20 protein-coding genes and 1 tRNA gene are annotated in these 23,004 nt (G+C 74.5%); 10 read left to right on the top strand and 11 right to left on the bottom strand.

Translation table 11 applies throughout. The features are described 5' to 3' along the window. Positions 1-57: 57 nt before the first annotated feature. A complete protein-coding gene (locus tag BLT67_RS12330; protein ID WP_092667285.1) occupies positions 58-876 on the top strand; it encodes a MetQ/NlpA family ABC transporter substrate-binding protein in 819 nt (272 codons plus the stop codon). Here BLT67_RS12330 and BLT67_RS12325 read toward each other — a convergent pair. From BLT67_RS12325 to BLT67_RS12300, 6 genes are all read right to left on the bottom strand, one after another. Continuing rightward, positions 873-1,454, bottom strand: a complete 582-nt coding sequence (locus tag BLT67_RS12325; RefSeq protein ID WP_092667284.1) for a TOPRIM nucleotidyl transferase/hydrolase domain-containing protein — start codon at positions 1,452-1,454, stop codon at positions 873-875. The genes BLT67_RS12330 and BLT67_RS12325 overlap by 4 nt on opposite strands. A gap of 98 nt (positions 1,455-1,552) precedes the next feature. Next, positions 1,553-1,629: transfer RNA gene (locus BLT67_RS12320), tRNA-Pro, on the bottom strand. Between the two features lie 342 nt (positions 1,630-1,971). Next, positions 1,972-3,453 carry a S10 family peptidase gene (locus BLT67_RS12315; protein ID WP_197674421.1) on the bottom strand — a complete coding sequence of 494 codons (1,482 nt, stop codon included), beginning with the start codon at positions 3,451-3,453 and terminating at the stop codon, positions 1,972-1,974. 36 nt (positions 3,454-3,489) lie between these two features. Next, complete coding sequence (locus BLT67_RS12310) at positions 3,490-4,686, bottom strand: acetyl-CoA C-acetyltransferase (RefSeq protein ID WP_092667669.1); 1,197 nt, start codon at positions 4,684-4,686, stop codon at positions 3,490-3,492. Further along, positions 4,679-5,947: an amidohydrolase family protein gene (locus BLT67_RS12305; protein ID WP_092667282.1), complete on the bottom strand. Its 1,269-nt coding sequence runs from the start codon at positions 5,945-5,947 to the stop codon at positions 4,679-4,681. The genes BLT67_RS12310 and BLT67_RS12305 overlap by 8 nt, the downstream gene beginning before the upstream one ends. After that, the gene (locus BLT67_RS12300) at positions 5,940-6,431 is read right to left on the bottom strand and encodes an FBP domain-containing protein (RefSeq protein WP_092667281.1); all 492 of its coding nucleotides are present in this window, start codon (positions 6,429-6,431) and stop codon (positions 5,940-5,942) included. Before BLT67_RS12300 ends, BLT67_RS12305 begins: the two co-directional genes overlap by 8 nt. 173 nt (positions 6,432-6,604) lie before the next feature. On the opposite strand from BLT67_RS12300, the gene dctP reads away from it, so the two are divergent. The 5 genes from dctP to BLT67_RS12275 are packed head-to-tail and all read left to right on the top strand — an operon-like array spanning position 6,605 to position 13,392. Beyond that, the gene (gene dctP / locus BLT67_RS12295; protein WP_157674350.1) at positions 6,605-8,179 is read left to right on the top strand and encodes a TRAP transporter substrate-binding protein DctP; all 1,575 of its coding nucleotides are present in this window, start codon (positions 6,605-6,607) and stop codon (positions 8,177-8,179) included. A 53-nt stretch (positions 8,180-8,232) separates the two neighbouring features. Continuing rightward, a complete protein-coding gene (locus BLT67_RS12290) occupies positions 8,233-9,705 on the top strand; it encodes a TRAP transporter substrate-binding protein (protein ID WP_172802024.1) in 1,473 nt (490 codons plus the stop codon). Next, positions 9,687-11,009, top strand: coding sequence for a sensor histidine kinase (locus tag BLT67_RS12285; protein ID WP_092667278.1), 1,323 nt, complete (start codon positions 9,687-9,689; stop codon positions 11,007-11,009). The genes BLT67_RS12290 and BLT67_RS12285 overlap by 19 nt, the downstream gene beginning before the upstream one ends. Then, on the top strand, positions 11,006-12,742 hold the full coding sequence (locus tag BLT67_RS12280) for a sensor histidine kinase (protein ID WP_092667277.1): 1,737 nt from the start codon (positions 11,006-11,008) through the stop codon (positions 12,740-12,742). Before BLT67_RS12285 ends, BLT67_RS12280 begins: the two co-directional genes overlap by 4 nt. Beyond that, entirely contained in the window at positions 12,733-13,392 is a 660-nt protein-coding gene (locus tag BLT67_RS12275; RefSeq protein ID WP_092667276.1) for a response regulator transcription factor, read from the top strand. The genes BLT67_RS12280 and BLT67_RS12275 overlap by 10 nt, the downstream gene beginning before the upstream one ends. 57 nt (positions 13,393-13,449) lie before the next feature. On the opposite strand, the gene BLT67_RS12270 is transcribed toward BLT67_RS12275, so the two are convergent. Next, complete coding sequence (locus BLT67_RS12270; protein WP_092667275.1) at positions 13,450-14,892, bottom strand: glyceraldehyde-3-phosphate dehydrogenase; 1,443 nt, start codon at positions 14,890-14,892, stop codon at positions 13,450-13,452. Between the two features lie 107 nt (positions 14,893-14,999). Beyond that, positions 15,000-15,797 carry a siderophore-interacting protein gene (locus BLT67_RS12265; protein ID WP_092667274.1) on the bottom strand — a complete coding sequence of 266 codons (798 nt, stop codon included), beginning with the start codon at positions 15,795-15,797 and terminating at the stop codon, positions 15,000-15,002. Between the two features lie 99 nt (positions 15,798-15,896). Here BLT67_RS12265 and BLT67_RS12260 point away from each other — a divergent pair, with 99 nt between their 5' ends. From BLT67_RS12260 to pdxY, 4 genes are read left to right on the top strand one after another with little or no spacing between them, the layout of a single operon-like run. After that, on the top strand, positions 15,897-17,159 hold the full coding sequence (locus BLT67_RS12260) for an MFS transporter (RefSeq protein WP_092667273.1): 1,263 nt from the start codon (positions 15,897-15,899) through the stop codon (positions 17,157-17,159). Further along, the gene (locus BLT67_RS12255) at positions 17,156-17,449 is read left to right on the top strand and encodes an ATP-dependent Clp protease adaptor ClpS (RefSeq protein ID WP_092667272.1); all 294 of its coding nucleotides are present in this window, start codon (positions 17,156-17,158) and stop codon (positions 17,447-17,449) included. The genes BLT67_RS12260 and BLT67_RS12255 overlap by 4 nt, the downstream gene beginning before the upstream one ends. Continuing rightward, positions 17,446-17,964, top strand: coding sequence for a DUF2017 family protein (locus tag BLT67_RS12250; RefSeq protein WP_092667271.1), 519 nt, complete (start codon positions 17,446-17,448; stop codon positions 17,962-17,964). Before BLT67_RS12255 ends, BLT67_RS12250 begins: the two co-directional genes overlap by 4 nt. A 25-nt stretch (positions 17,965-17,989) precedes the next feature. Then, entirely contained in the window at positions 17,990-18,856 is an 867-nt protein-coding gene (gene pdxY / locus BLT67_RS12245; RefSeq protein WP_092667270.1) for a pyridoxal kinase PdxY, read from the top strand. An 843-nt stretch (positions 18,857-19,699) separates the two neighbouring features. Here pdxY and der read toward each other — a convergent pair. From der to BLT67_RS12230, 3 genes are read right to left on the bottom strand one after another with little or no spacing between them, the layout of a single operon-like run. Next, complete coding sequence (der, locus tag BLT67_RS12240; protein WP_092667269.1) at positions 19,700-21,229, bottom strand: ribosome biogenesis GTPase Der; 1,530 nt, start codon at positions 21,227-21,229, stop codon at positions 19,700-19,702. After that, complete coding sequence (gene cmk / locus BLT67_RS12235; protein ID WP_092667268.1) at positions 21,222-21,923, bottom strand: (d)CMP kinase; 702 nt, start codon at positions 21,921-21,923, stop codon at positions 21,222-21,224. The genes der and cmk overlap by 8 nt, the downstream gene beginning before the upstream one ends. Continuing rightward, positions 21,920-22,999, bottom strand: a complete 1,080-nt coding sequence (locus tag BLT67_RS12230; protein WP_231945497.1) for a prephenate dehydrogenase — start codon at positions 22,997-22,999, stop codon at positions 21,920-21,922. The genes cmk and BLT67_RS12230 overlap by 4 nt, the downstream gene beginning before the upstream one ends. Positions 23,000-23,004: the final 5 nt, after the last annotated feature.

Below are 23,004 nucleotides of genomic sequence, written 5' to 3'. Positions count from 1 at the left end.
CCCTATGGTGCCGTCCGTGCGCATCCGGGGTGTCCTCGACCAGGAAGCAGCCAGCCCATGACCCGCACTCGCTTCGCCGCGCTCGCCGGCATCACCCTCGCATCCGCCCTGGGCCTCGTCGGCTGCAGCGCCGGCGCGCCGGCCGCGGGTCCCGGCACGGCGGACGAGCCGGTGGTGCTCGAGGTGGCCGCGGTGCAGCCGCCGATGACGGATGTCGTGCTCGCGGCGGCCGACGCGATCGAGGACGGCTATGAGATCGAGCTGGTCGAGATCGCCGACTACATCACCACGAACGTGACCCTGCAGAGCGGCGACATCGACGCGAGCTTCTCGCAGCACGAGCCCTTCATGCAGGAGTTCAACGCCGGCAACGACGGCTCCCTGACGGCGGTGCAGACGGTCTACAACTTCACCATCGCCTTCTACTCGAGCTCGATCGACGACATCGCAGACCTCCCCGAGGGCGCCACCATCGCCGTGCCGAACGACCGCTCCAACCTCGGCCGAGCGCTCAAGATGCTCGACGAGGCGGGCATCGTGACGCTCGACCCGTCGGTCGATCCGTACGAGGCGACGGTCGCCGACATCACCGAGAACCCGAAGGGCGTCGAGTTCCTCGAGGTGCCGATCCCGTCGCTCAACACGGCCTACGAGGAGGCGGATCTCGTCTTCCAGTGGCCGTCGCACATCGCCGCGCTCGGCCTCACCCCGCAGGACGACGGCCTCATCACCGAGCTCGACGACCGCTTCGCGCTGCAGGTGGTCGTGCGCGAGGACGCCGATCCGGCCGCCGTCGAGGCGCTGCGGGCTGCGTTCACGAGCGACCAGGTGCGCGAGGTCATCGAGGCGAACGAGACGATCGAGGTCGCCTTCTAGCCGTCGCCGCCCGCCGCGGGCGCCGCGAGGTGCGCGAGCAGCGCGCGGAGCGGCGGAGGCTCGGCGCCGGACGCCAGCGCCGCGACGAGCAGCGGCGCGTAGCGCGCCTTGCGGCCGGAGCGCACGCCGAGGAAGCGGTGCAGCACGCGCTCGCGCGGCCAGTCGCGCTGCACCGGCATCTGCGCGAGGCGCCGCAGCGAGGGGAGCTCCCCCGCCGCCTCGACGACGGCCTCGACGGCGTCGGCGCGGAGCGCGCGGATGAGCTCGTCCTCGAGGTCGCGGTCGCAGCGGAAGAATCCGAGCTGGGCGAGCGGCTCCGTGCGCGCCGCGGCGATGCCCGCCTGGGCGAGCCCGATGCGCAGCTTGTGCTCCTCGGGCGCGTCGTAGAGTCCGGCGAGCGGCAGCGCGAGGCCTTGCGGACCGTATCGGCGGGCGAAGGAGCGGGTGTTCGTGATGCCGTGCATCGCGACGACCTCGATGCGCTCGGCCAGCAGGTCGCGGTGCTGGCGGTGTGCGACGGCAAGGACGGCGAGCCGGTCGCTCTCCCCCTCGACGAGGACGACGGCTCGTGCGCTCACGAGCCAAGTCGGCTCCCTCGGCGGTGATGTGTCAACCCCGGACGGCACCAGCGCCCGAGACGACGAAGAGGCCCCTCCCGAAGGAGGGGCCTCGCTCGTGGTCGGGCTGACAGGATTTGAACCTGCGACCCCTTGACCCCCAGTCAAGTGCGCTACCAAGCTGCGCCACAGCCCGTCGATCTCGCGATCGAGGTGCCCGAAGGCAACCAAGACAGGCTACCGCATCGGCGGGCGGTCTCGTGACGCCAGCGGATGTCCGCGTGTGGGCGTGGCGGGGCGGAACATCCGTCTCGAGGTGCGCTGAGGCGGACTTCTGCCGGGGTCTCGTGACGCGTGCGCCTTCGGCGCGCGCTCCTCGACCGACGAACTGTTCGGGCGCGCCTTCGGCGCGCGCTCCTCGACCGACGAACTGTTCGGGCGCGCCTTCGGCGCGCGCTCCTCGACCGACGCGGGGCAGGCGTGCGCGTTCGGCGCGCGCTCCTCGACCGACGAACTGTTCGCGTGCGCCTCCGGCGGCTCAGCCCGCCCGCCCGCTGCGGCGGCGCACGAAGTCGGCGAGGTCGGCCGACTGCGCGATGCGCGAGGGCCCATGCACGTACATCATGTGGCCGGCCTCGTAGTAGCGGTGCTCGAGGTTGTCGCGCAGCTCCTCGGGGATCTGCAGGTGCGCGACGGAGTCCTCCGCGGCCGAGAACGGCGTCGCACCGTCGAACCAGCCGTAGGCGAAGTGCACCGCGAGGTGGGGGTTCTGCCGCATGGCGCGCGAGAGGCGGTCGATCACGTAGACCGGCGCGTTCTCGAACTCCTTGTAGCTCCAGTGCTCGATGACGTCCTTGCCGAAGACGTGGAACGGCCCCGTGTCGCGCACCTCGAGGTCGTGGTGCAGGTAGTGCTGGTACGCGGCGGCGTAGGGCCCGAGGATCGCGTCCATCGAGGGATCGGCGTCCATGTGCTCGGCGATGCCGCTCGCGGCGGGCCCGGTGAAGCGCGAGTCGAGGCGACCGACGGTGCGGCCCTGCTCGCGCAGCAGCTCGCCGAAGTAGCGCCAGTGCTCGATGCGCAGGTCGGCGCGGTCGACGTAGTCCTCGCTCAAGCCGGTGAGGCGCGCGACCGCAGCCACCGCATCCGCCCGCTCGTCCTCCGTCAGGCGGGCGCCGCGGCCGAGCACGTAGGGGTAGTCGCGGGCCGCGTAGGCGCGCGCCTCGTCGACGACCTGCTCGAGCGAGCGCCCCTCGTGGAAGCCGTGCCGCCATGCGGTCGCCGCGTAGAACGGCAGGTACATCGCGTGGGCGCGGTCGCCGCCGCGCTCGAAGTTGGCGGTCGAGAAGTCGAGCACGCTCGAGATGAGCAGGAGGCCGTTGAGGTACATGCCGAGCTCCTCCTGCAGCAGCTGGGCGAGGCCCGCGGCGCGCGTGGTGCCGTACGACTCCCCCGCGAGGAACTTCGGGCTCAGCCAGCGCCCCTCGGCGCTCACCCACTGGCGGATGATCTCGGCCACCGACTCGATGTCGGCGGTGAAGCCGTGGAAGTCCTTGGGCTTCTGCCCCTCGACCGCGCGCGAGCGCCCCGTCGAGACCGGATCGATGAACACGAGGTCGCTCACCGCGAGCAGCGACTCGGGGTTGTCGGCGATGCCGTAGGGCGGCGGGAGCAGCTCGCCGGCGTCGCCCATCAGCACCCGCTTGGGGCCGAGCACGCCCATGTGCAGCCAGACGCTCGCCGAGCCCGGGCCGCCGTTGAACGCGAAGGTCACCGGGCGCGTCGTCGGGTCGGCGCCGTCGAGCGTGTACGAGGTGATCGCGACCTGCGCGCGCGGCTTCCGGCCCTGGAAGACGTCGTCCTCGACGTGCTCGCGCCACAGCACGACGCGGCCTGCGCGAGCCGTGTACGCGAGCTCGCCCTCCGGCGTCGTCAGCGTGTGGCGGGTGGTGACGAGCTCGTCGGTCACGACCGGGTCGGGCTGCTTGGCGGATTCGGGCTGCTTGGCGTCGTCGCTCACCCGCACGACCCTACCGAGCGGTCCGCCCGCTGCGGCTCAGACCCGCTCGATCACCATCGCCGACGCCATGCCGCCGCCGACGCAGAGCGTGACGAGCGCGCGGCGCTGGTCGCGGCGCTCGAGCTCGTCGAGCGCGGTGCCGAGCAGCATCGCGCCGGTCGCGCCGAGCGGGTGGCCGAGCGCGATCGCGCCGCCCGAGACGTTGGTCCGCTCAGGGTCGGCGCCGGTCTCGCGCAGCCAGTGCAGGACGACGGATGCGAAGGCCTCGTTGACCTCGAAGAGGTCGATGTCGTCGAGGGCGAGCCCGGCTCGCTCGAGCACGCGCTCGGTCGCCGCGACAGGGCCGGTGAGCATAAGCGTCGGATCGGAGCCGACCGCAGTCGCCGCGACGATGCGGGCGCGCGGCGCCAGACCGAGCGCGTCGGCCGTCGCGCCGCTGCCGACCACGACGACGCCCGCGCCGTCGACGATGCCCGACGAGTTGCCGGCGGTGTGCACGTGCTCGAGCTGCCGGATCTCGGGGTGCTCGCGCCGCACGACCGCGTCGAAGCCGCTCGCGCCGAAGACCTCGAAGGCGGGCGCGAGGCCCGCGAGCGCCTCCATCGTGGTGCCGGGCCGCAGGTGCTCGTCGCGGTCCAGCAGCGGCACGCCGTCCGGCGTCGCGACGGGCACGATCGAGCGCGCGAAGCGCCCCTCCTCCCACGCCTGCGCGGCCCGCTGCTGCGAGCGCAGCGCGTAGGCGTCGACCTCCTCGCGGGAGATGCCGTCCTTCGAGGCGATCGCGTCGGCGCTCACGCCCTGCGGGATGAGGCTCCAGGGCTTGAGGATCGTGGCATCGGTCGCGTACGGACCGCCGTCGGCGCCGAGCGGCACGCGCGACATCGACTCGACGCCGCCCGCGACGATGAGGTCGTCGAAGCCGGCGGCGACCCGGCCCGCTGCCGCGGTGACGGCCTCGAGCCCGGATGCGCAGTACCGGTTGACCTGCATGCCGGGGACCGTGTCGGGCAAGCCTGCCGCGTGGACGGCCGCGCGTGCGAGCACGCCGCCCTGCTCGCCGACCGCCGAGACGGTGCCGAGCACGACGTCGTCGATGCGGTCGGGCGCGACGCCGCGGCCCTCGAGCGCGGCGAGCAGCCCGCCGGCGAGCTGCACGGGATGCACCTCGGCGAGCGCGCCGCGGCGGCGGCCGCGGGGCGTCCGCAGGGCGTCGAGGATGAAGGCGTCAGCCATGGGGACCTCCGGGGTTCCGGTCGTGCTCGTCGTCGGGGCGCGCGTCGCGCTCCTGGTGCTCGTCGCGATCGTGGCGCGCGTCGCGCTCGTCGTGCAGCAGCCGCCCGCCGCCCACGACCGCGAGCCGCGCGGGCGCCCGCACGAGCGCATCCATCGCGTGCTCGGCGTCGAGCAGCATCACGTCGGCGCGGGCGCCGGGCACGAGGTCGTGCACCTCGCGGCCGACGAAGGCCGCGGCGTCCCTGGTCGCGAGCTCGACGACGCGCCGCAGATCGTCGTCGCGCACGATCGAGGACGCCCGGGCGAACTGGCGGGCGATCGCGAGCGTGTCGCCGTCGCCGTACGGGCTCCACAGGTCGCGGATGCCATCGGTGCCGAAGGCGACGCCGACCCCGGCCGCGTCGAGCTCGGCCATCGGCAGCTGCGGCAGGCGCAGCGGCGCGACGGTCGTGAACGTGATCCCGAGCGCGCCGCACGCCTGCAGCAGGTCACGTCGGCGCGGCTCGGGCAGCTGCGCGACGGCGAAGCCGTGGGCGATGTTCACGCAGCCCGCGAGCCCCAGCCGGTCGGTGCGCTCGATGATCAGCTCGAGCTGGAACGCCCCGAGCTCGGCGGCGTCGTGGAGGTGGATGTCGAGGCCGACGCCGTGGCGCTCCGCGAGCGCGAAGATCGCGTCGAGCTGGCCGACGGGATCCCGATCGATGGAGGCAGGATCGAGGCCGCCGATGTGCTCGACGCCCGCGGCCGCAGCCGCGTCGAGCAGGTCGAGCACGCCCGGCCGGCGCAGCACGCCGTCCTGCGGGAAGGCCACGATCGTCGCCTCGATCGCGCCGTCGTAGGCGTCGACGGCCTCGCGCACGGCGTCGATGCCGCGCAGGCCGATGCCGAGGTCGACGTCGACGTGGGTGCGGATGGCGGTCGTGCCGTGCCGCACGTGGGCGTCGAGCACGGCGGCCGTGCGCTCGACGCTCGGGATGCCGAGCGCGTCGCGGTGGGCCCGCTCGTGGCGGATGCGGCCGTCCGTGCCGCCCTCGCCCCCGTACGGCTGCCACGGCAGCCCCATCCACGACTTGTCGACGTGGGCGTGGGCGTTGACGACGGTCGGGAGCGCGAGCAGGCCGCGCCCGTCGAGCATCCCCGCACGCATCCGGCCCGGATCGTGCGGCACGACGGAGGCGATGCGGTCGCCGTCGAACTCGAGGTCGACCGCGACGCCGCCCCACGGCCGCACGCGGCTGATGCCGACGAGGCGATCAGGCATCGCGGATGGCGCGCTCGACGCGCGCGGTGAAGCGGGTGACGCGGCCGAGCAGCGCCTCCGACCTCGACGCGAGGCGGTCGGCGGTCAGCAGGTGCGGCGGACCGGTGCGGATGATGTGCGAGCAGTCGAGCGCGTCGCAGATGTAGGTGCCGATCGTGCTGCCCGTGTCGCCCTCGAGACCGGCGAGGCGGGCGCTGAACATGCGCACCTGCGTCGCGGGCTGCGTCGAGTGGCACAGCGCGCACATCGCCGCGATGCCCGGGCGCAGCCCGCCCGGCGCCGCCCGCACGACGAGGCCGACGAGCTCGTCGCCGCGCCAGTGCACGACGTACCCGAGCCGGGGGGAACGCGGATCGCGCCACCCGAGGTACTCGCGCTCGTCCCAGATCATCTCGTGCAGGCCCGGCAGCGGCAGCTGCTCGAGCTCCTGCCTGGTCGCGTTGACGAAGCAGCGCCGCAGCTCGGTCTCGGTCACCTCGCGCATGGCCTCGACGGTATCGGATGCTCCTGCGAGCGCGGAGGTCCGTCGTCCCCGACGACCGCCGTGCCGGAGGCGGTGCGACGTGCCGGATGCGGTGCGCCGGGCCGGGCCCGGCCGCGCGCGATGCCGTGCCAGCACGGATGCCCGGCCACCGCATCCGCTCCTACCGTCCTGCCATGCACACGAACCAGCCGGCGCGCATCGGCGCCATCCTGACCGCCCTGCTGCTCACGACCGGATGCGCCGCATCCGGCTCCGCGCCGGGCGCCGTCCCTTCCCCCTCCGCCGCCCCGCCGGCCGACCCCTCGCCCGTGGCGCTGCGCCTAGGCTTCGTCGCGGGCCTCGCCGACGCCGAGGTCGAGGCGCTGCAGGACGCCCTCCCCGCCGCCACCGATGGCCGCGTCACCATCGACGTCGCGTCGGAGTTCGACTCGCAGGCGCTCGGCGTCGAGCAGCGCATCGTGCGCGGCGTCGCCGACGGCGCGATCGACCTCGGGCTCGTCGGGGCCCGTGCCTTCCGCGAGCTCGGGGTGCGCGACTTCGACGCGCTCATCGCACCGATGGTGCTCGACTCGGTGGAGGCGCAGCGCGCCGTGCTCGCGAGCGACCTGCCCGACGCGATGCTCGCCGGCGTCGAACCGCTCGGCGTCGAGGGGCTGGCGGTGCTCGCCGGGCCCATCCGTCGCCCGATCGCCGACGCGCCGCTGCACACGCTCGCCGACTTCGACGGCATCTCGTTCTACAGCTGGCACGGCGACATCAACGCGATGTCCATCGAGGCACTCGGAGCCGTCAACGTCGACGCGTCGCCGAGCGAGCGGAACGCCCGCATCGCCGACGGCAGCATCCGCGCCTACGAGAACTCGCTCGCCTTCCTCGCGCGCAACGCAGACTGGCGGGCTCGCACCATGACGGTCGATCTGGGGCTCTGGCCCTCGACCGCGGTGCTCATCGCCGACGGCGACGCCCTCGAGGCGCTCGGCGAGGACCGCGAGGCCGTGCTGCGCGCGATCGCGGCTGTCGCCGACGACGCCCTCGACCGGGCCGACGACGAGCAGGCGCTCGCCGCCGAGGCGTGCAGCGCCGGCGCGAGCCTCGCGCTCGCGGGCGACGACGCGGTGCGCGAGATCGAGCGCGCCTTCGAACCGGTGCTCGGCGCGCTGCGGGCGGATGCGGTGGTCGCCGACCACCTCGACGCGATCGCGACGCTCACCGACGGCATCGAGGCCGCCCGGATCGACATCGCGACGTGCGAGGACGCCGCCGCGCCCGCCACCCCCGATCCGGCGTCGAGCCCAGAGCCCGGCGCGGGCCCGGGATCGGCGGGTCCCGACGCCGCCGCTGCGGGTCTCGACGGCACGTACGCCGTCGAGTGGGAGGTCGCCGACCTCGCCGCCGCGCTCGGCGGGGACGACAACCCGGAGTCCGCCGAGGTCGCGCGGGGGAACGCCGGCGAGCTGCGCCTCACGCTCGACCGCGGCCGCTACGACCTCCTGCACGTGCCCTCGGGCGACTCGTGCCCCGGCACGTACGCGATCGACGGAGACCGGCTCGTGATGACCGCCACCTCCCGTCCGAGCGAGTGGCACTGCGGCGCCGGCCTCGGCGAGGTGGCGGTCGACGCGGCTTGGGCGGTCGAGGGCGATCGGCTCACGCTCACCGACTGGCGCGTACCGCAGCCCTTCTCGATGCTCGGCTTCAACGCGGTGCTGCTGGGCACGCTCCCCCTCGAACGGGTCGGCGCGGAATGATCGCCGCGAGCGTACGATGGGCGCTGTCATCCGGCGGGAGGCGGTACGGCCCCATGCACCCATCGAGTGGCCGCCCCGCGAGCGTCGCCGCGGGGCTGCTGGCCGCAGCGGCGCTGACGGGGTGCACCGCGTCCGAGGTCGGGATCGCGGGCTTCGCCGAGCCGGTCATCCACCTCGAGATGGGCGTCGCCGACCCGCCCGGTCGCTTCAGCTTCGACGCGGCCGAGGAGTTCGCGGCCAGGGTGGAGGCGGCGACCGGCGGCGACGTCGACGTCGCGGTGCGCCGCTTCCCCGAGGACGGCGAGTCGCCGGGCTGGAACCAGGTGCTCGCGGGCGCGGCGCTCGACGGCGAGCTCGACCTCGCGCTCGTCCATGCGTCGGCGTGGGATGCGTTGGGGGTCGACACGCTGCGCGTGCTGCAGGTGCCGTTCCTCGTCGCCGATGAGGAGGCGCTCGACGCGATCGCGACGAGCGACCTCGCCGACGCCCTGCTCGCCGGCATCGAGCCGACGGGCGCGACTCCGCTCGCGCTCGTGCCCGGCGGCATGCGGCACCTCTTCGGCGACGGCTCCGCCGCCCTCCGTCCGGCCGACCTCGCGGGCGCGAGCGTGCGGGCGCCGCGCTCGGAGGACGTCTGGGCGACGATCGAGGCGCTCGGCGCGGAGCCGCGCGAGGACGGCCCGCAGCCGTGGCTCGACAGCATGTTCGCGCTCGCCGACGCCTTCTACGACGCGCCGACGACCGCGGGCGACGTCGCGACGCATCCGCTCGCCTTCGCCCTCGTCGGCAACGACGACGCGCTCGACGCGCTCTCGCCGGCGCATCGCGAGGCGATCGCGAGCGCCGCGCGGGACACCGCTGCGTGGGCGGCCGAGTCGCGTCCCACGGACGCCGCCGAGGCGCGCGCAATGTGCGCGCGGAATCCCGGTGCGCGCGTCGTGCTCGCTGGCGCCGAGGCGCGCGCCGAGTGGCGCGCTGCGGTGGCCGACCGCGTGGCCGAGCTGCGCGCATCCGTCGACCTCGACCGGCTCGCCGATCGCATCGAGCGGCTGCAGGGCGGGCTCGGCGTGCGCGCCGAGCCCGTCGCGGCATGTTCGGGCGCCGCTTCGGCGGCGGCCGAGCCGACGACCGCGCCGACGCCGGTCGCGAGCGATCCCGGACCCTTTCCCGAGGGTCACTACCGCCGAGAGGTGTCGGCGGCAGATCTCGAGGCGCGCGGCGTGCATCGGTCGGATGCGGCAGGGCACGCAGGGGTCTGGGACCTGCTGCTGCGGGACGGCGTCTTCGGTCCCCCCGAGGGCAGCGATTGCCCGGGGAGCACGTATCGCGTCGACCGCGACGTCATCGTCGTCGAGCTCGGGCCCGCCGGGCCGGGGTGCGGCGAGGCGGCCGGGCGGGTGCTCTTCTCCGCTCGCTGGGCGCTCGAGGACGATGCGCTCGTGCTGACCGACGTCCGCTCGGGGCACGGCAGCGACCTGCTCATCCAGGGCATCTTCGGCGGCGGCCCGTGGACCAGGATCGGGTAGCCCTGCTGCTCGCCGGCGCCTGGCTGCTCGTGGCGCTGGCGACCCGCAGGCGCCCACGGCTCGCGGTGCCGGCGGCGGCGCTCGCCCTCGCGTGGCTCGCGGCCGCGATCTGGCCCGTCGCCGCCCTGTGGCATCGCGCCGCGCTCCTCCACCTGCTGCTGAGCGGCGGCGCGCGGTGGCCCCGCTCGTGGGCGGCGCGAGCGCTCATCGTCGTCGCGAGCGTCGTCGCGGTCGTGCCCGCTGCCGCCGCCGTGCCGTGGGCCTGGCTCGGCCTCGCCGCCGCGCTGCCGCTCGCGGCGGCCGCCGAGCGCCGTCACCGGTCGGTCACCCGCTCACGGCTGCCGGCATGGCGCGCCGCTGCGTGGCTCGCGGCGCTCGCGATCGGTGCACCCGCGCTCCTGCGACTGCTGCAGCTGCCGCGGGAGTGGTCGCTCGCGGTGCTGCTCGGATACGCGATGGCGCAGGCGCTCATCGCGGGGCTCATCCTGCTCGCGGCGCGTGCGGAGCCGCACTGGGCCACCGACCTCGCCGTCGAGGTCGGCGATGCGCAGCCACGGCTCGAGCGGGCGCTGCGCTCCTCCGTGGCCGATGGCGCGCAGGACGACGAGGCGCGGGAGGCGCGTGCCACGGCGCGGCGGCTCCGGGCGCGGCTCGATGACCGGGCCGCGGCGCTCGCCGCGGTCGTGGCGGCGACCGAGCGCTCGGCGGCGCGGCTCGCGGCGGCGGACGCGAGGGAGCGGCAGGCGCTGCGGGCCGAGCTCGAGGTCGTGGCCGTCGAGCGGCTCGCGCGCGCGGTGGAGTCGCTGCCGGTCGCGCTCGACGGCGATGCGGGAGCATCGCTCGCGCGAGGACGCGAGCTCCTGCTCGACGCCATCCGCGAGCTCGACGCGCTCGGCCGCGGTCTGCAGCCGCATCCGCTCGACGACGGGCTCGTGTCGGCCCTCCGCCGCCTCGCCGACACCGCGCCCATCCCGGTGGCGCTCACCCTGCCGGATGAGGATGCCCTGCCGCCCGTGCGCGACGAGGTCGCGCTCGCGGTCTACTACGTCGCCGCCGAGGCGATCGCGAACGCCGTCAAGCACGCGCGTGCGACGACGCTGCGGATGCGGCTGTGCGTCGACGACGGCGTCGACCTGCGGATCGACGACGACGGCGTCGGAGGAGCGAGCGACGCGCCAGCAGGCGGGCTCGCCGGCATGCGCGAGCGCGCGAGCGCTGTCGGGGGCACGCTCGCGCTCGACTCCGCGAGCGGCGCGGGCACGAGCATCGTCATGACGGTGCCCGGAGCGCTGGAGCGGTCATGAGCGGCCACCCCGCCGCGCGGCCCTCCCTCGCCGTCGCACTCGTGGCCGCGGTCGCCGCGACGACGTCGGCGCTCACGTCGTCCCTGGCGATCCCGAACGCCTCGGGGCTCCCGCCGGCAGAATGGCTGCAGCAGCCCCTCGAGCGGTGGCTCGTGCAAGCCGCCGGCGTCGCGCTCGCCGTCGCGGCGGTGGGCGCGGCGTGGCTCCGCGGCCAGCCGTGGCGCGGGCCGGCCGCGGCGATCGCCGTGCTCGCGGCGGGTTGGCCGGCGCTCGCGCTCGCGCTCTGGGCGGAGGATGCGGTGGTCCGAGGCGCGGCGCTCGTGATCGCGAGCCTGCAGCCGGCGGCGCTCCTGCACCTCGCGGCGACCCTCCTCGCCGTCCCGGCGGGGCGGTGGCTCGGAGTCGCCTATGGTGCGGCGGCGGCCAGCGCGCTCCTGCTGGCGCTCACGCGCGATCCGCTGCTCGACCCCGGTTGCGTCGTGCGGTGCGGGTCGATCGACCCGCCGCTCGCGGTGCCCGGCGCGGCAGCGCTGCTCGCGGCCGCGGTGCGCGCGATCGCCGGCGCGTGCGCCGCCGCGGCGTGCGCGATGGCCGTCGCCGCCGGCTTCCGCGCCAGGGAGCTCGCCGACCGGGCGGTCGCGCTCCCCCTCGCCGCGCTCTGCGGCGCCGAGCTGTGGTGGGTGCTCGGGCCGACCGCCCGCGCGACGGTCGGGCCGGCGGCCTTCGCCGCTCCCGCGGCGCTCGACGTGCGCGCCGCGCTCGCGGTCGCGCTCGCCGTCGCGCTCATCGGAGCGATCGCGGCACGAGCCCGACGATCGGCGAGGCTCGGCGCGCTCGCCGACGAGATCATCGCGGTGACCCCGCCCGCCTCGGTGCGCGACGCGATCGCGCGGCGGCTCGGCGACCCCGCCGCGACGCTCGCGTTCGACCTCGGCGACGGGGGCGGCTGGGTCGACGAGCGCGGGGAGCCGCGACCCGAGAGCGGCCGGGCGGCGACCCTCGCCACGGTCCGACGCGACGGTCGCCCGATCGCGCGCATCGGGTGGAGCGCCGCCGGCGCGGCGCTGGGCGAGGAGCTCGAGCGCGCACTCGGGCCCGCGACCGCGCTCGCCCTCGACGCGGCGCGCACGCACGCCGAGTCGCTCCACCGCCTCGCCGATCTCCGCGCTGCGCGCCGCGCCGAGGTGCTCGCCGCCGACGACGCCCGGCGGAGGGCCGAGCGCGATCTGCACGACGGCGCGCAGCACCTCCTGCTCGCCGCCGTCTTCGCGCTGCGCGATGCGCAGGAGCGAAGCCTCGAACGCGACGACGCCGACGCGGCAGCCGCCCTCGAGCAGTGCATCGCCGAGGTCTCGGCGGCAGCCGAGCGGCTGCGCGCGGTCGCGCACGGCATGTACCCGGTGCTGCTCTCCGATGCGGGGTTGACGGCCGCGCTCGAGTCCCTCGCGCGCAGCGCGAACACCCCCACGTCCTTCGACGCGCGAGGAGGCACCGAGGTCGAGGCCGCGTGCGCGCTGACCGCCTACCGGCTCGCCGACCGCGCGACGATCGTCGACGGCGCCGACCGCATCCGCATCCGCCTCTCGAGCGACGACCGACGCCTCGAGCTGCGCCTCGACGGCGCTCGACTCGCTCCCGCCGACGCGCGCGCGATCGCCGACCGCGCCCGCGCCCTCGGAGGCCGGCTGCGCAGCAGGGCGGACCCGATCGCGCTGGAGCTGCCATGCGGGTAGTCGTCGCCGAGGACAGCCTGCTGACGCGCGAGGGCATCGTGCGCGTGCTCGAGCGCGCCGGCGCAGACGTCGTCGCCGAAGCCGGGGACGCGAGGGCGCTGCTCGCCGCGGTCGCGCAGCGCCTCCCCGACGTCGCGGTCATCGACGTGCGCATGCCCCCGACCCACTCGACCGAGGGCATCGAGGCCGCCCGCCGCATCCTCGACGAGCACCCGCAGATCTCGGTCCTCGTGCTCTCGCAGCACATCGAGCCCGTCTACGCGCTCACCCTGCTCGAGGAGCGCCCGCACGGCGTGGGATACCTGCTCAAGGAGCGCGTCTCGGAGGGCGCCGTGCTGCTCGACTGCCTCGAGCGGCTCACGGCCGGCGAGTCGGTGCTCGACCCCGCGATCGTGCAGTCGCTGCTCGCCCGGCCACGGCGCGACCCGCTCGGTCCGCTGACCGATCGCGAGCGCGAGGTGCTCGCGCTCGTCGCCGAGGGCCTCTCGAACCGCGCGATCGCCGAGCGGCTCTGGCTCGCCGAGCGCACCGTCGAGGCGCACATGGCGCGCATCCTGCCGAAGCTCGGCATCCTCGACGGCGAGGGGCTGCACCGCCGGGTCGTCGCGGCGCTCGCCTACGTGGACGGCACGCGCACGCGCGACGCGTGAAGGGGTTTGCCGCCGCCGGGCTTCCACCCAGGAGAGTCCCGGCGGCGGCAGTCTGTGTCAGGCCGGCTGCAGCTGCCGTGCCTTGGCCATCTGGTCGGCCATGTGCTCGATCACGCGGATGACCTGCGACGAGTAGCCGTACTCGTTGTCGTACCAGACATAGAGCACCAGGTGGCGGCCGGAGGCGATGGTCGCGAGACCGTCGACGATGCCGGCGCGGTTGTTGCCCACGAAGTCGGTCGAGACGACCTCGGCCGAATCCGTGAAGTCGATCTGCGCCCGCAGCTCGCCCGTGAGCGAGGTCTGCCGCAGGAGCTCGTTGACCGCCTCGCGGTCGACCTCCTGCTCGAGCGAGAGGTTGAGGATCGCCATCGACACGTCGGGCGTCGGCACGCGGATCGCGTTGCCGGTCAGCTTGCCCTCGAGCTCGGGCAGTGCCTTCGAGACCGCCTTCGCGGCGCCGGTCTCGGTGAGCACCATGTTGAGCGCGGCCGAGCGGCCGCGGCGGGCGCCCTTGTGGAAGTTGTCGATGAGGTTCTGGTCGTTCGTGTACGAGTGCACCGTCTCGACGTGGCCGTGCTCGATGCCGTACGCGTCGTTGACGACCTGCAGCACGGGCGTGATCGCGTTCGTCGTGCAGGATGCGGCGGTGATGACGGGGTCCTCGGCGCCGATCGACTCGTGGTTGACGCCGAAGACGATGTTCTTGAGCGCGCCCTTGCCGGGCGCGGTGAGCACGACGCGCTCGACGCCGGGGCACTGCAGGTGCTGCGAGAGGCCCTCCTCGTCGCGCCAGCGGCCGGTGTTGTCGACCACGATCGCGCGGCGGATCCCGTGCTTCGTGTAGTCGATGCTCGTCGGGTCGTCCGAGTAGATGACCTGGATGAGGGTGCCGTTCGCGAGGATCGTGTTCGCCTCGCGGTCGATGTCGATCGTGCCCTGGAAGGCGCCGTGCACGGAGTCGCGGCGCAGCAGGCTCGCGCGCTTCTCGAGGTCGTCCTCGCCGCCCTTGCGCACGACGATGGCGCGCAGCCGCAGGCCGAGGCCGCTGCCGGCGTGGCCGATGAGGATGCGGGCGAGGAGCCGCCCGATGCGGCCGAAGCCGTAGAGCACGACATCGGTCGGCTCGTCCTGCGACCACGACTCGAGCGCCGCGACCTGCTCGCGGGCGTACTCCTCGAGGCCGGTCTCGGGGGCGTCGACCAGGATGCGGCCGAGGTCGAGCGAGATGCCGCGCACGCCGAGCTCGTCGACGACGCGCAGGACGGTCATGGTGTCCTCGATGCGAAGCACGCGCTCGCCCACCCGCCGTGCCCACTTGTGGGCCTTCAGGATCTCGATCGGCGACTGGTTGACGAGCTTCTTCCCGTGCACGTGCGTGACGACGTCGCGCTCCCGGTACAGGCGGCCGAGGATCGGCACGGCGAGCTCTGCGAGGGCGAGACGGTCGAGCCAGGCCTGGTGGGCGTCGTCGACGGGAAGCGATTCTGCGGTGGGCACGTCTTCACGATAGGCAAGCGGATGCGCGAGGTCCGGCCGACCGGCCCGTCACGTTGCGAGCAACGTGACCGTGGCGAAAGTTCCACGGAACTTTCCGTCGCGGCGGATCAGGAGACGTAGGCCTTGCCGAGCTTCCAGTAGCCCGTGAAGGTGATGCGCTGCTTGTCGATGCCCCGGTCGCGGACGAGGTGCCGGCGGGCGCCTGTCGCGAGCGCCTGCTCGCCCGCCGAGTATGCGTAGCCGAGCTCGGTCGCGAGCCGCAGCCCGCGCAGCTCCTCGAGCGCCGCGTCGCCCTCGCGAGCGCCGCCCCGCTCGATCCAGCGCACGTCGAGCCCGGCGGGCGCCTGGACGTCCTGGATGTCGTCGCGGTGCCCGACCTCGATGATCGCGACGCCCTGGGCCTCGGGGTCGAGCGAGCCGCAGATGCCGGCGATCGCCGGCAGCGCCGACTCGTCGCCCACCATGAGCACGTCGCCCGACAGCCCGTCGTCGTTGTACAGCAGCCCCTCGTCGAGCAGCACGGCGCGCTCGCCCCGCTGCGCTGCCATCGCCCACGCGGCGCCGGGGCCGGGATCCTCGTGGCAGACGAAGTCGATGTCGAGCTCGCCCTCCTCGAGCCGGAAGTCGCGCACGGTGTAGTTGCGGACCCACGGGCGGTGCGATTCGCGCATCGCGAGGTACTGCGGGAACCACGTGGCGGGGCTGCTCGGCACGCGCAGCTGCTCCTGGCCGTCCCGGCGCATGAAGAAGCGGAACCACTGGTCGTAGCCCTGCGGCGTCATCGCCGACACCTCGTCGCCGCCGAGCGTCACCCGGCGGACGTGCGGCGACACCTGCTGGCTGCCGAGCACCTCGAGCTCGACGAACTTCGGTGCGACCGCGGCGACGCGCTCGGGTCCTGCCATGGGTGCTCCTCGGGACGATGCGCCTCAGGTGAGGCAAGCCTTACCTGACCAATGTAGCAACCGGCGTCCGCCGACGCATCCGCGTACGATCGAGGCAGCATGCAGCTCACTCCCGCGCGACGCCTCCTCGCGCTCTTCACGCTCGCGCTCGGCGGCTTCGGGATCGGCACGACCGAGTTCGCGACCATGGGCATCCTCCCGCTCGCGGCGACCGAGCTCGTCCCGGGCTTCGACGCCGATCCCGCCGGCGGCATCGCGCAGGCGGGCTGGCTCATCACGGCCTACGCGCTCGGCGTCGTCGTCGGCGCGCCGCTCGTGTCGATCTGGGCGGCGCGCATGTCGCAGTTCACGCTCGTGCTGCTGCTCGTCGCCGCCTTCACCGTCGCGAACCTCGCGAGCGGCCTGATGCCCACGTTCGAGCTCACCATCGCGGCCCGCTTCCTCTCGGCCATCCCGCACGGCGCCTACTTCGGCGTCGCGTCGCTGCTCGCGGCGCGCATCATGGGGCCGGGCCGCCAGGGCGCGGGCGTCGCGCTCGCGCTCTCGGGCCTCACGGTCGCCAATATCATCGGCGTGCCGCTCGGCACCTGGCTCGGCCAGGCGGCCGGCTGGCGCTGGACGTACGTCGCGGTCGCCGCGATCTTCCTCGTCACGCTCGCGCTCGCGTGGGTCGCGCTCCCCCGCGTGCCGGGCGACCCGTCGCGCAGCGCGGCGCGCGAGGTCGCGGCGTTCCGCAATCCCCGCCTGTGGCTCATGATCGCGGTCGGCTGCATCGGCTTCGGCGGCTTCTTCGCCGTCTACTCCTACGCGGCCGAGATCGTCACGCGTGTCGCCGGGCTGCCCGAGTCGGCGATCGCCTGGCTGCTCGCGACCGTCGGGATCGGGATGACGATCGGCAACGCGATCGGCGGCTGGGCGAGCGACCGCAGCATGCGCCGCACGATCCTCGCCGCCTTCCCGGTGCTCATCGCATCCCTCGCCCTGTTCGGCCTGCTCGCGTGGCAGCCGGTGGCGCTCTTCGCCCTCGCCTTCCTCATCGGCGGCGCCGGGAGCGTGCTCACGCCCACGATCCAGGCGCGCATCATGGGGATCGCCGGCGACGCCGAGCTCCTCGGCGCCGCCACCAACCACGCCGCCTTCAACGTCGGCAACGCGCTCGGCGCGGCGCTCGGCGGCGCGGTGATCGCCGCCGGTCTCGGCTACCTCGCTCCCGCGTGGGTGGGCGTCGCGCTCGCCGGCACCGGCTTCCTGCTCGCGCTGTGGAGCCTCGCGATCGAGCGCGGGCCAGACACCGCATCCGTGCACGTCGTCGCGACTGTGCTCGGCCCCACGACGGCGGGCATCGAGGTGGTGGAGCGATGACCGCCGACACCCTGCGCGCGCCCGACAGCGCGGCGGCGGCGGTCGGCGGCGGCTGGGCGACGATCCTGTGGGACGACCCGGTGAGCCCGCAGGGCTTCGTCGTGCGCGTGCTCATGCGCCGGCTCGGCCACAGCCGCGAGCGCGCGACCGCGCTCATGCACCAGGCCGAGCGCGACGGACGCGCCGCGGTGGCGCACGGCACCCGCGAGGCGCAGGAGATGCACGTCGCGGCGCTGCACACCGAAGGCCTCGTCGCGACGCTCGAGCCGATGCCGGGAGCCGGCGCGTGAAGGCCTGGCGGCGGGACGGCGACGGCGCGCGGTGCGCGCTGCTGACCTCCGAGGCCGACATGCTCGCGACCCTCGGCCGGCAGGTGCTCGAGCTCCACCGCGCCGTCATCGACGGCCGCGCGGTGCTCGACGACCCCGTCATGCAGCGGCTCTACCCGAACGCGTACGCCGGCGAGGAGGACGCGGCCGAGTTCCGCAGGCTCGCCTCCGCCGACATCGCCGCCGACCGCATCCGCACCATGACCCGCATGGTGCTCGACCTCGAGACGGCGCTGCCCGCCGAGGGCGACGACGCCGACGACGCCGAGCTGCCGATCGCGGTCGACGCCGAGGGGGCGGATGCGTGGCTGCGGGCGCTCGGCGAGGTGCGGCTCGTGCTGCACGTGCGCACGGGGCAGGATCGCAGCGAGCTCGCGCCCGGCGTGACCGAGGAGGACCTCGAGCAGCTGCGCGGCGTCGTCACGTGGCTCGGCTTCGCGCAGGGCACGCTGCTGGAGGCGCTCGACGACGTGTGATCCGCCGCGGTGGAAGAATGGTCGGATGCGCTTCCTCTCGATCCAGTCGCACGTCGCCTACGGGCACGTCGGCAACTCGGCCGCCGTCTTCCCGCTGCAGCGCATCGGGCATGAGGTGTGGCCCGTGCTGACGGTGAACTTCTCGAACCACACCGGCTATGGCGCGTGGGGCGGGCCGGCGATCCCCGCCGACGACGTGCGCGCGGTCGTGACGGGCATCGAGGATCGCGGCGTGCTCGGCACCGTCGACGGCGTGCTCTCGGGCTACCTCGGCGGCGAGGAGATCGTCGACGTCGTGGTGGATGCGGTGGCTCGCGTCAAGGCCGCGAACCCCGCGGCGTCGTTCACGTGCGACCCGGTGATGGGCAACGCGACGTCGGGCTGCTTCGTCGCACCGACGATCCCGCCGCTCATCCGCGAGCGGGTCGTGCCGGTGGCCGACATCATCACGCCCAACCAGTTCGAGCTCGGCTTCATGACGCACACGGAGCCCGACACGCTCGAGTCGACCCTCGAGTCGGCCGACCGCGCCCGCGACCTGGGGCCGCGCACCGTGCTCGTGACGAGCGTGCTGCGGCCGGATCGCGAGGTGCTGCCCGACGGCTCGCCGACGATCGAGATGCTCGCCGTCGACGACGAGGGCGCGTGGATCGTGCAGACGCCGCACCTGCCGATCAAGGCGAACGGCTCAGGCGACGTGACGAGCGCGCTCTTCACCGCGCACTACCGCGAGACGGGCTCGGCGGCTGTGGCGCTCGAGCGCACGGCGTCGAGCGTGTTCGACCTGCTGCAGGTGACGATCGACTCGGGCGAGCGCGAGCTGCGCATCGTGCAGGCGCAGGAGGCCTTCGCGCACCCGCGGATGCAGTTCGCGGCGCGGCAGGTGCGCTGAGCCCCGGCCCCGTAGGTTGAGGAGGCCGCGGCCGCAGGCCGCTGCCGTCAGCCCCGTAGGTTGAGGAGGCCGCGGCCGCAGGCCGCTGCCGTCAGCCCCGTAGGTTGAGGAGGCCGCGGCCGCAGGCCGCTGCCGTCACGAAACCGGAGGGGCCGGCGATCCGCTCCTCGGTCTCGAGACGCGAGCCGTCTGCGCCGGCGCGCTCCTCGACCAGCGGACAGGGCGAACCGCCCCCGCAGGTTGAGGAGGCCGCGGCCGCAGGCCGCTGCCGTCACGAAACCGGAGGGGCCGGCGAACCGCTCCTCGGCCTCGAGACGCGAACGCCTGCGGCGCGCGCTCCTCGACCAGCGGACAGCCCCGTAGGTTGAGGAGGCCGCGGCCGCAGGCCGCGGCCGTCACGAAACCGGAGGGGCCGGCGAACCGCTCCTCGGCCTCGAGACGCGAGCGCCTGCGGCGCGCGCTCCTCGACCAGCGGACAGGGCGAACCGCCCCGTTGGTTGAGGAGGCCGCGGCCGCAGGCCGCTGCCGTCAGCCCCGCAGGTTGAGGAGGCCGCGGCCGCAGGCCGCTGCCGTCACGAAACCGGAGGGGCCGGCGAACCGCTCCTCGGCCTCGAGACGCGAGCCGGCTGCGCCGGCGCGCTCCTCGACCAGCGGACAGGGCAGCCGCCCCCGTAGGTTGAGGAGGCCGCGGCCGCAGGCCGCTGCCGTCTCGAAACCGGAGGGCCCAGCGAACCGCTCCTCGGCCTCGAGACGCGAGCGCCTCCGGCGCGCGCTCCTCGACCAGCGGACAGAGCGGACAGCGCAGGCGCTCCGACGCGCTCCTCGACCAGCGGACGGGCCGCGCTACTTGCGCTGCCGCTTCTCCCGCACTCGCATGTTCACGACGATGGGGGTGCCCTCGAAGCCGTAGTCCTCGCGCAGGCGCCGCTGGATGAAGCGGCGGTATTGCGGGTCGAGGAAGCCGGTCGTGAACAGCACGAAGGTCGGCGGCCGTGTCGAGGCCTGCGTCGCGAAGAGGATGCGCGGCTGCTTGCCGCCCCGCAGCGGGTGCGGGTGCGCGGCGACGAGCTCGGCGACGAAGGCGTTGAGCTTGCCCGTGGGGATGCGGGTGTCCCACGACTCGAGCGCCGTCTCGAGCGCCGGCACGAGCTTCTCGAGGTGGCGGCCCGTGCGCGCCGAGATGTTGACGCGCGGCGCCCAGTCGACGTGCGCGAGATCCTGCTCGATCTCGCGCTCGAGGTAGCGGCGGCGGTCGTCGTCGAGCTGATCCCACTTGTTGAACGCGAGCACGAGCGCGCGGCCCGACTCGAGCACGAGATCGACGATGCGCACGTCTTGCTCGCTGAGCGGCTCGGTGACGTCGATGAGCACGACCGCCACCTCGGCCTTCTCGAGCGCGGCCTGCGTGCGCAGCGTCGCGTAGAAGTCGGCGCCCTGCTGCAGGTGCACCCGGCGACGGATGCCCGCGGTGTCGACGAAGCGCCACACCTTGCCGCCGAGCTCGATCTGCTCGTCGACGGGGTCGCGCGTGGTGCCGGCGAGCTCGTTGACGACGACGCGCTCCTCCCCCGCTGCCTTGTTGAGCAGGCTCGACTTGCCGACGTTCGGGCGGCCGAGGATCGCGACGCGGCGCGGCCCGCCGAGCTCCTCCTTCGCGACCTTCGAGACCTCGGGCAGCGCCTCCATCGCGAGATCGAGGAGGTCGGCGACGCCGCGGCCGTGCAGCGCCGAGACGGGGTGCGGCTCGCCGAGCCCGAGGCTCCACAGCGACGCTGCCTCGAGGTCGCGACGCGCGTCGTCCGACTTGTTCGCCACGAGCAGCACGGGCCGGTCCGACTGCCGCAGCATCCGCACGACGTGCTCGTCGGTCGACGTGGGCCCGACGTTGACGTCGACGACGAAGAGCACCGCGTCGGCGAGCTCGACCGCGATCTCGGCCTGCTGCGCGACCGAGAGGTCGATGCCGCGCGCGTCGGGCTCCCAGCCGCCGGTGTCGACCACGGTGAAGCGGCGCCCGTTCCACTCGGCCTTGTACGAGACGCGGTCGCGCGTCACACCGGGCGTGTCCTCGACGACAGCCTCGCGGCGGCCGAGGATGCGGTTGACGAGCGCCGACTTGCCGACGTTCGGCCGCCCGACGATCGCGAGCACCGGCAGCGCCGGCAGCACCTGGATGGCGTCGGGCCCCTCCTCGGCGGCCTCGAGCAGCGACGCGTCCTCCTCGTCGAGCTCGTAGTCCGCGAGGCCCGCCCGCAGCGCGGTGACCCGCGCCTCGTCGGTCTCGTAGCCGTCGTCGAGCGGCGCGGCGGCCTCGTCGATCGCGGCCTCATCGGACGCAGGCTCGTGCTGGTCGTGCTCGTGCTCGTCAGTCATGGCGCTCCTCGGTCGCGAGGCGGACGATCGCGTCGACCGTCTCGTCGAAGGTCAGGTCGGTGGAGTCGACGACCGTCACGCCGTCGGCGGCGTGCAGGAAGTCGATCACGCGGGAATCGGAGGCGTCGCGCGCGCTCAGGCGCGCACCCACCTGCTGCTCGTCGCCGCCCACGTCGCCGAAGCGGCGGCGGATGCGCACGGCCTCGTCGGCGGTGAGCAGCACCCGCACGTCGGCGTCGGGCGCGACGACGGTCGTGATGTCGCGGCCCTCCGCGACGATGCCGGGATCGGCTGCGGCGATGATCGCGCGGAACCGCACGTTGACGGCCTCGCGGGCCGGCAGGGTGCGGGCGACGCCGGCAACCGCGGCGGAGATCCGCTCGGTGCGGATCGCCTCGGTCACGTCGTGCCCCGCGATCGCGACGCGCTGCCCGCTCGCGTCGATCGTGAGCTCGAGCGTGTCGAGCGCGCCGAGGCTCGCGAGCACGGTGGCCTCGTCGTCGGTGTCGCCGCCGCGCTCGAGGATGAGCCACGTGAGCGCGCGGTAGGCGGCGCCGGTGTCGAGGAACTGGAAGCCGAGCTCGCGCGCGACGGCGCGCGCGACCGACGACTTGCCGCTGCCGGCCGGGCCGTCGATCGCGATGACGGTCGCGCCGCCCTCGGCGCGCTCGTCCACAGCGTCCCCGGCGCTCATGCGACCACCTGCCAGCCGAGCTCCTCGAGCGCCTCGTGGAGCCGCTGCACCGCCTCGGGCACGACGGTGATCTCGACCACGCCGAACTGCGCGCCCTCCGCGTGCTCGATGCGCACGTCCTCGAGGTTGACCTCCGCGTCGCCGATGTCGGTCAGCAGCCGCGCGAGCTGTCCCGGGCGGTCGTCGATGCGCACCTGCACGCGCGTGAAGCGCGTGTGCGTGCCGTGCTTGCCCGGCAGGCGCGCGACGCCCTCGTTGCCCGCGCGCAGCGCATCCGCCACCGCCCTGCGGCTCCCGGATGCGTCGATCGCCTCGAGCGCGTCGGTGAGGCTCGCGAGGTCGGCCTGCAGGGCGCGCAGCTGCTCGACGACGGCGGGGGCGTTGGCGCCGAGGATCTGGATCCAGAGCGCCGGATCGCTCGCAGCGACGCGCGTCACGTCGCGGACGCCGCCGCCGGCGAGCCGCAGCGCCTCGTCGGGCGCGTCGGCGAGGCGCGCCGCCATGAGCGAGGAGACGAGCTGCGGGAGGTGGCTGACGATCGCGACCGCGCGGTCGTGCTCGTCAGGCGTCGACTCGATCGGCACGGCGCCGAGGTCGAGGATGAGGTCGTCGACGAGGCTGCCGCGCTGGTAGGAGATGGCGTCGTGGCCGGCGATCACCCACGGGCGGCCGACGAAGAGGTCGCCGGAGCCGGCGAGCGCGCCGGAGCGCTCCCGGCCCGCCATCGGGTGCGACCCGAGGTAGCGGCTGACGTCCGCGCCGAGCGCGCGCAGCTCGGCGAGCGGCACCGCCTTGACGGATGCGACGTCGGTGACCACCGCATCCGGGAACGCCTCGAGCTCGGCCGCGACGACCTGCGCGGTGACGTCCGGCGGCACGGCGACGACGATGAGCTCGGGCCGGTCGCCCGGCTCGGCCGGCCGGCCGGCGCCGAAGTCGGCGGCGAGCCGCATCGCGGTCGGCGACGCGTCGACGAGCTGCACCTCGACGCCGCGGGCGGCGAGCCCCAGACCGATCGAGGTGCCGAGCAGGCCCGTGCCCACGATGCGCACGGGGCCGCGCAGTCGGTGGGTCACGCCAG

Source organism: Agrococcus carbonis (assembly GCF_900104705.1).
GTDB lineage: Bacteria > Actinomycetota > Actinomycetes > Actinomycetales > Microbacteriaceae > Agrococcus > Agrococcus carbonis.
The sequence above is the reverse complement of the archived record's forward strand: the minus strand, read 5'-3'. Positions and strand labels throughout refer to the sequence as shown.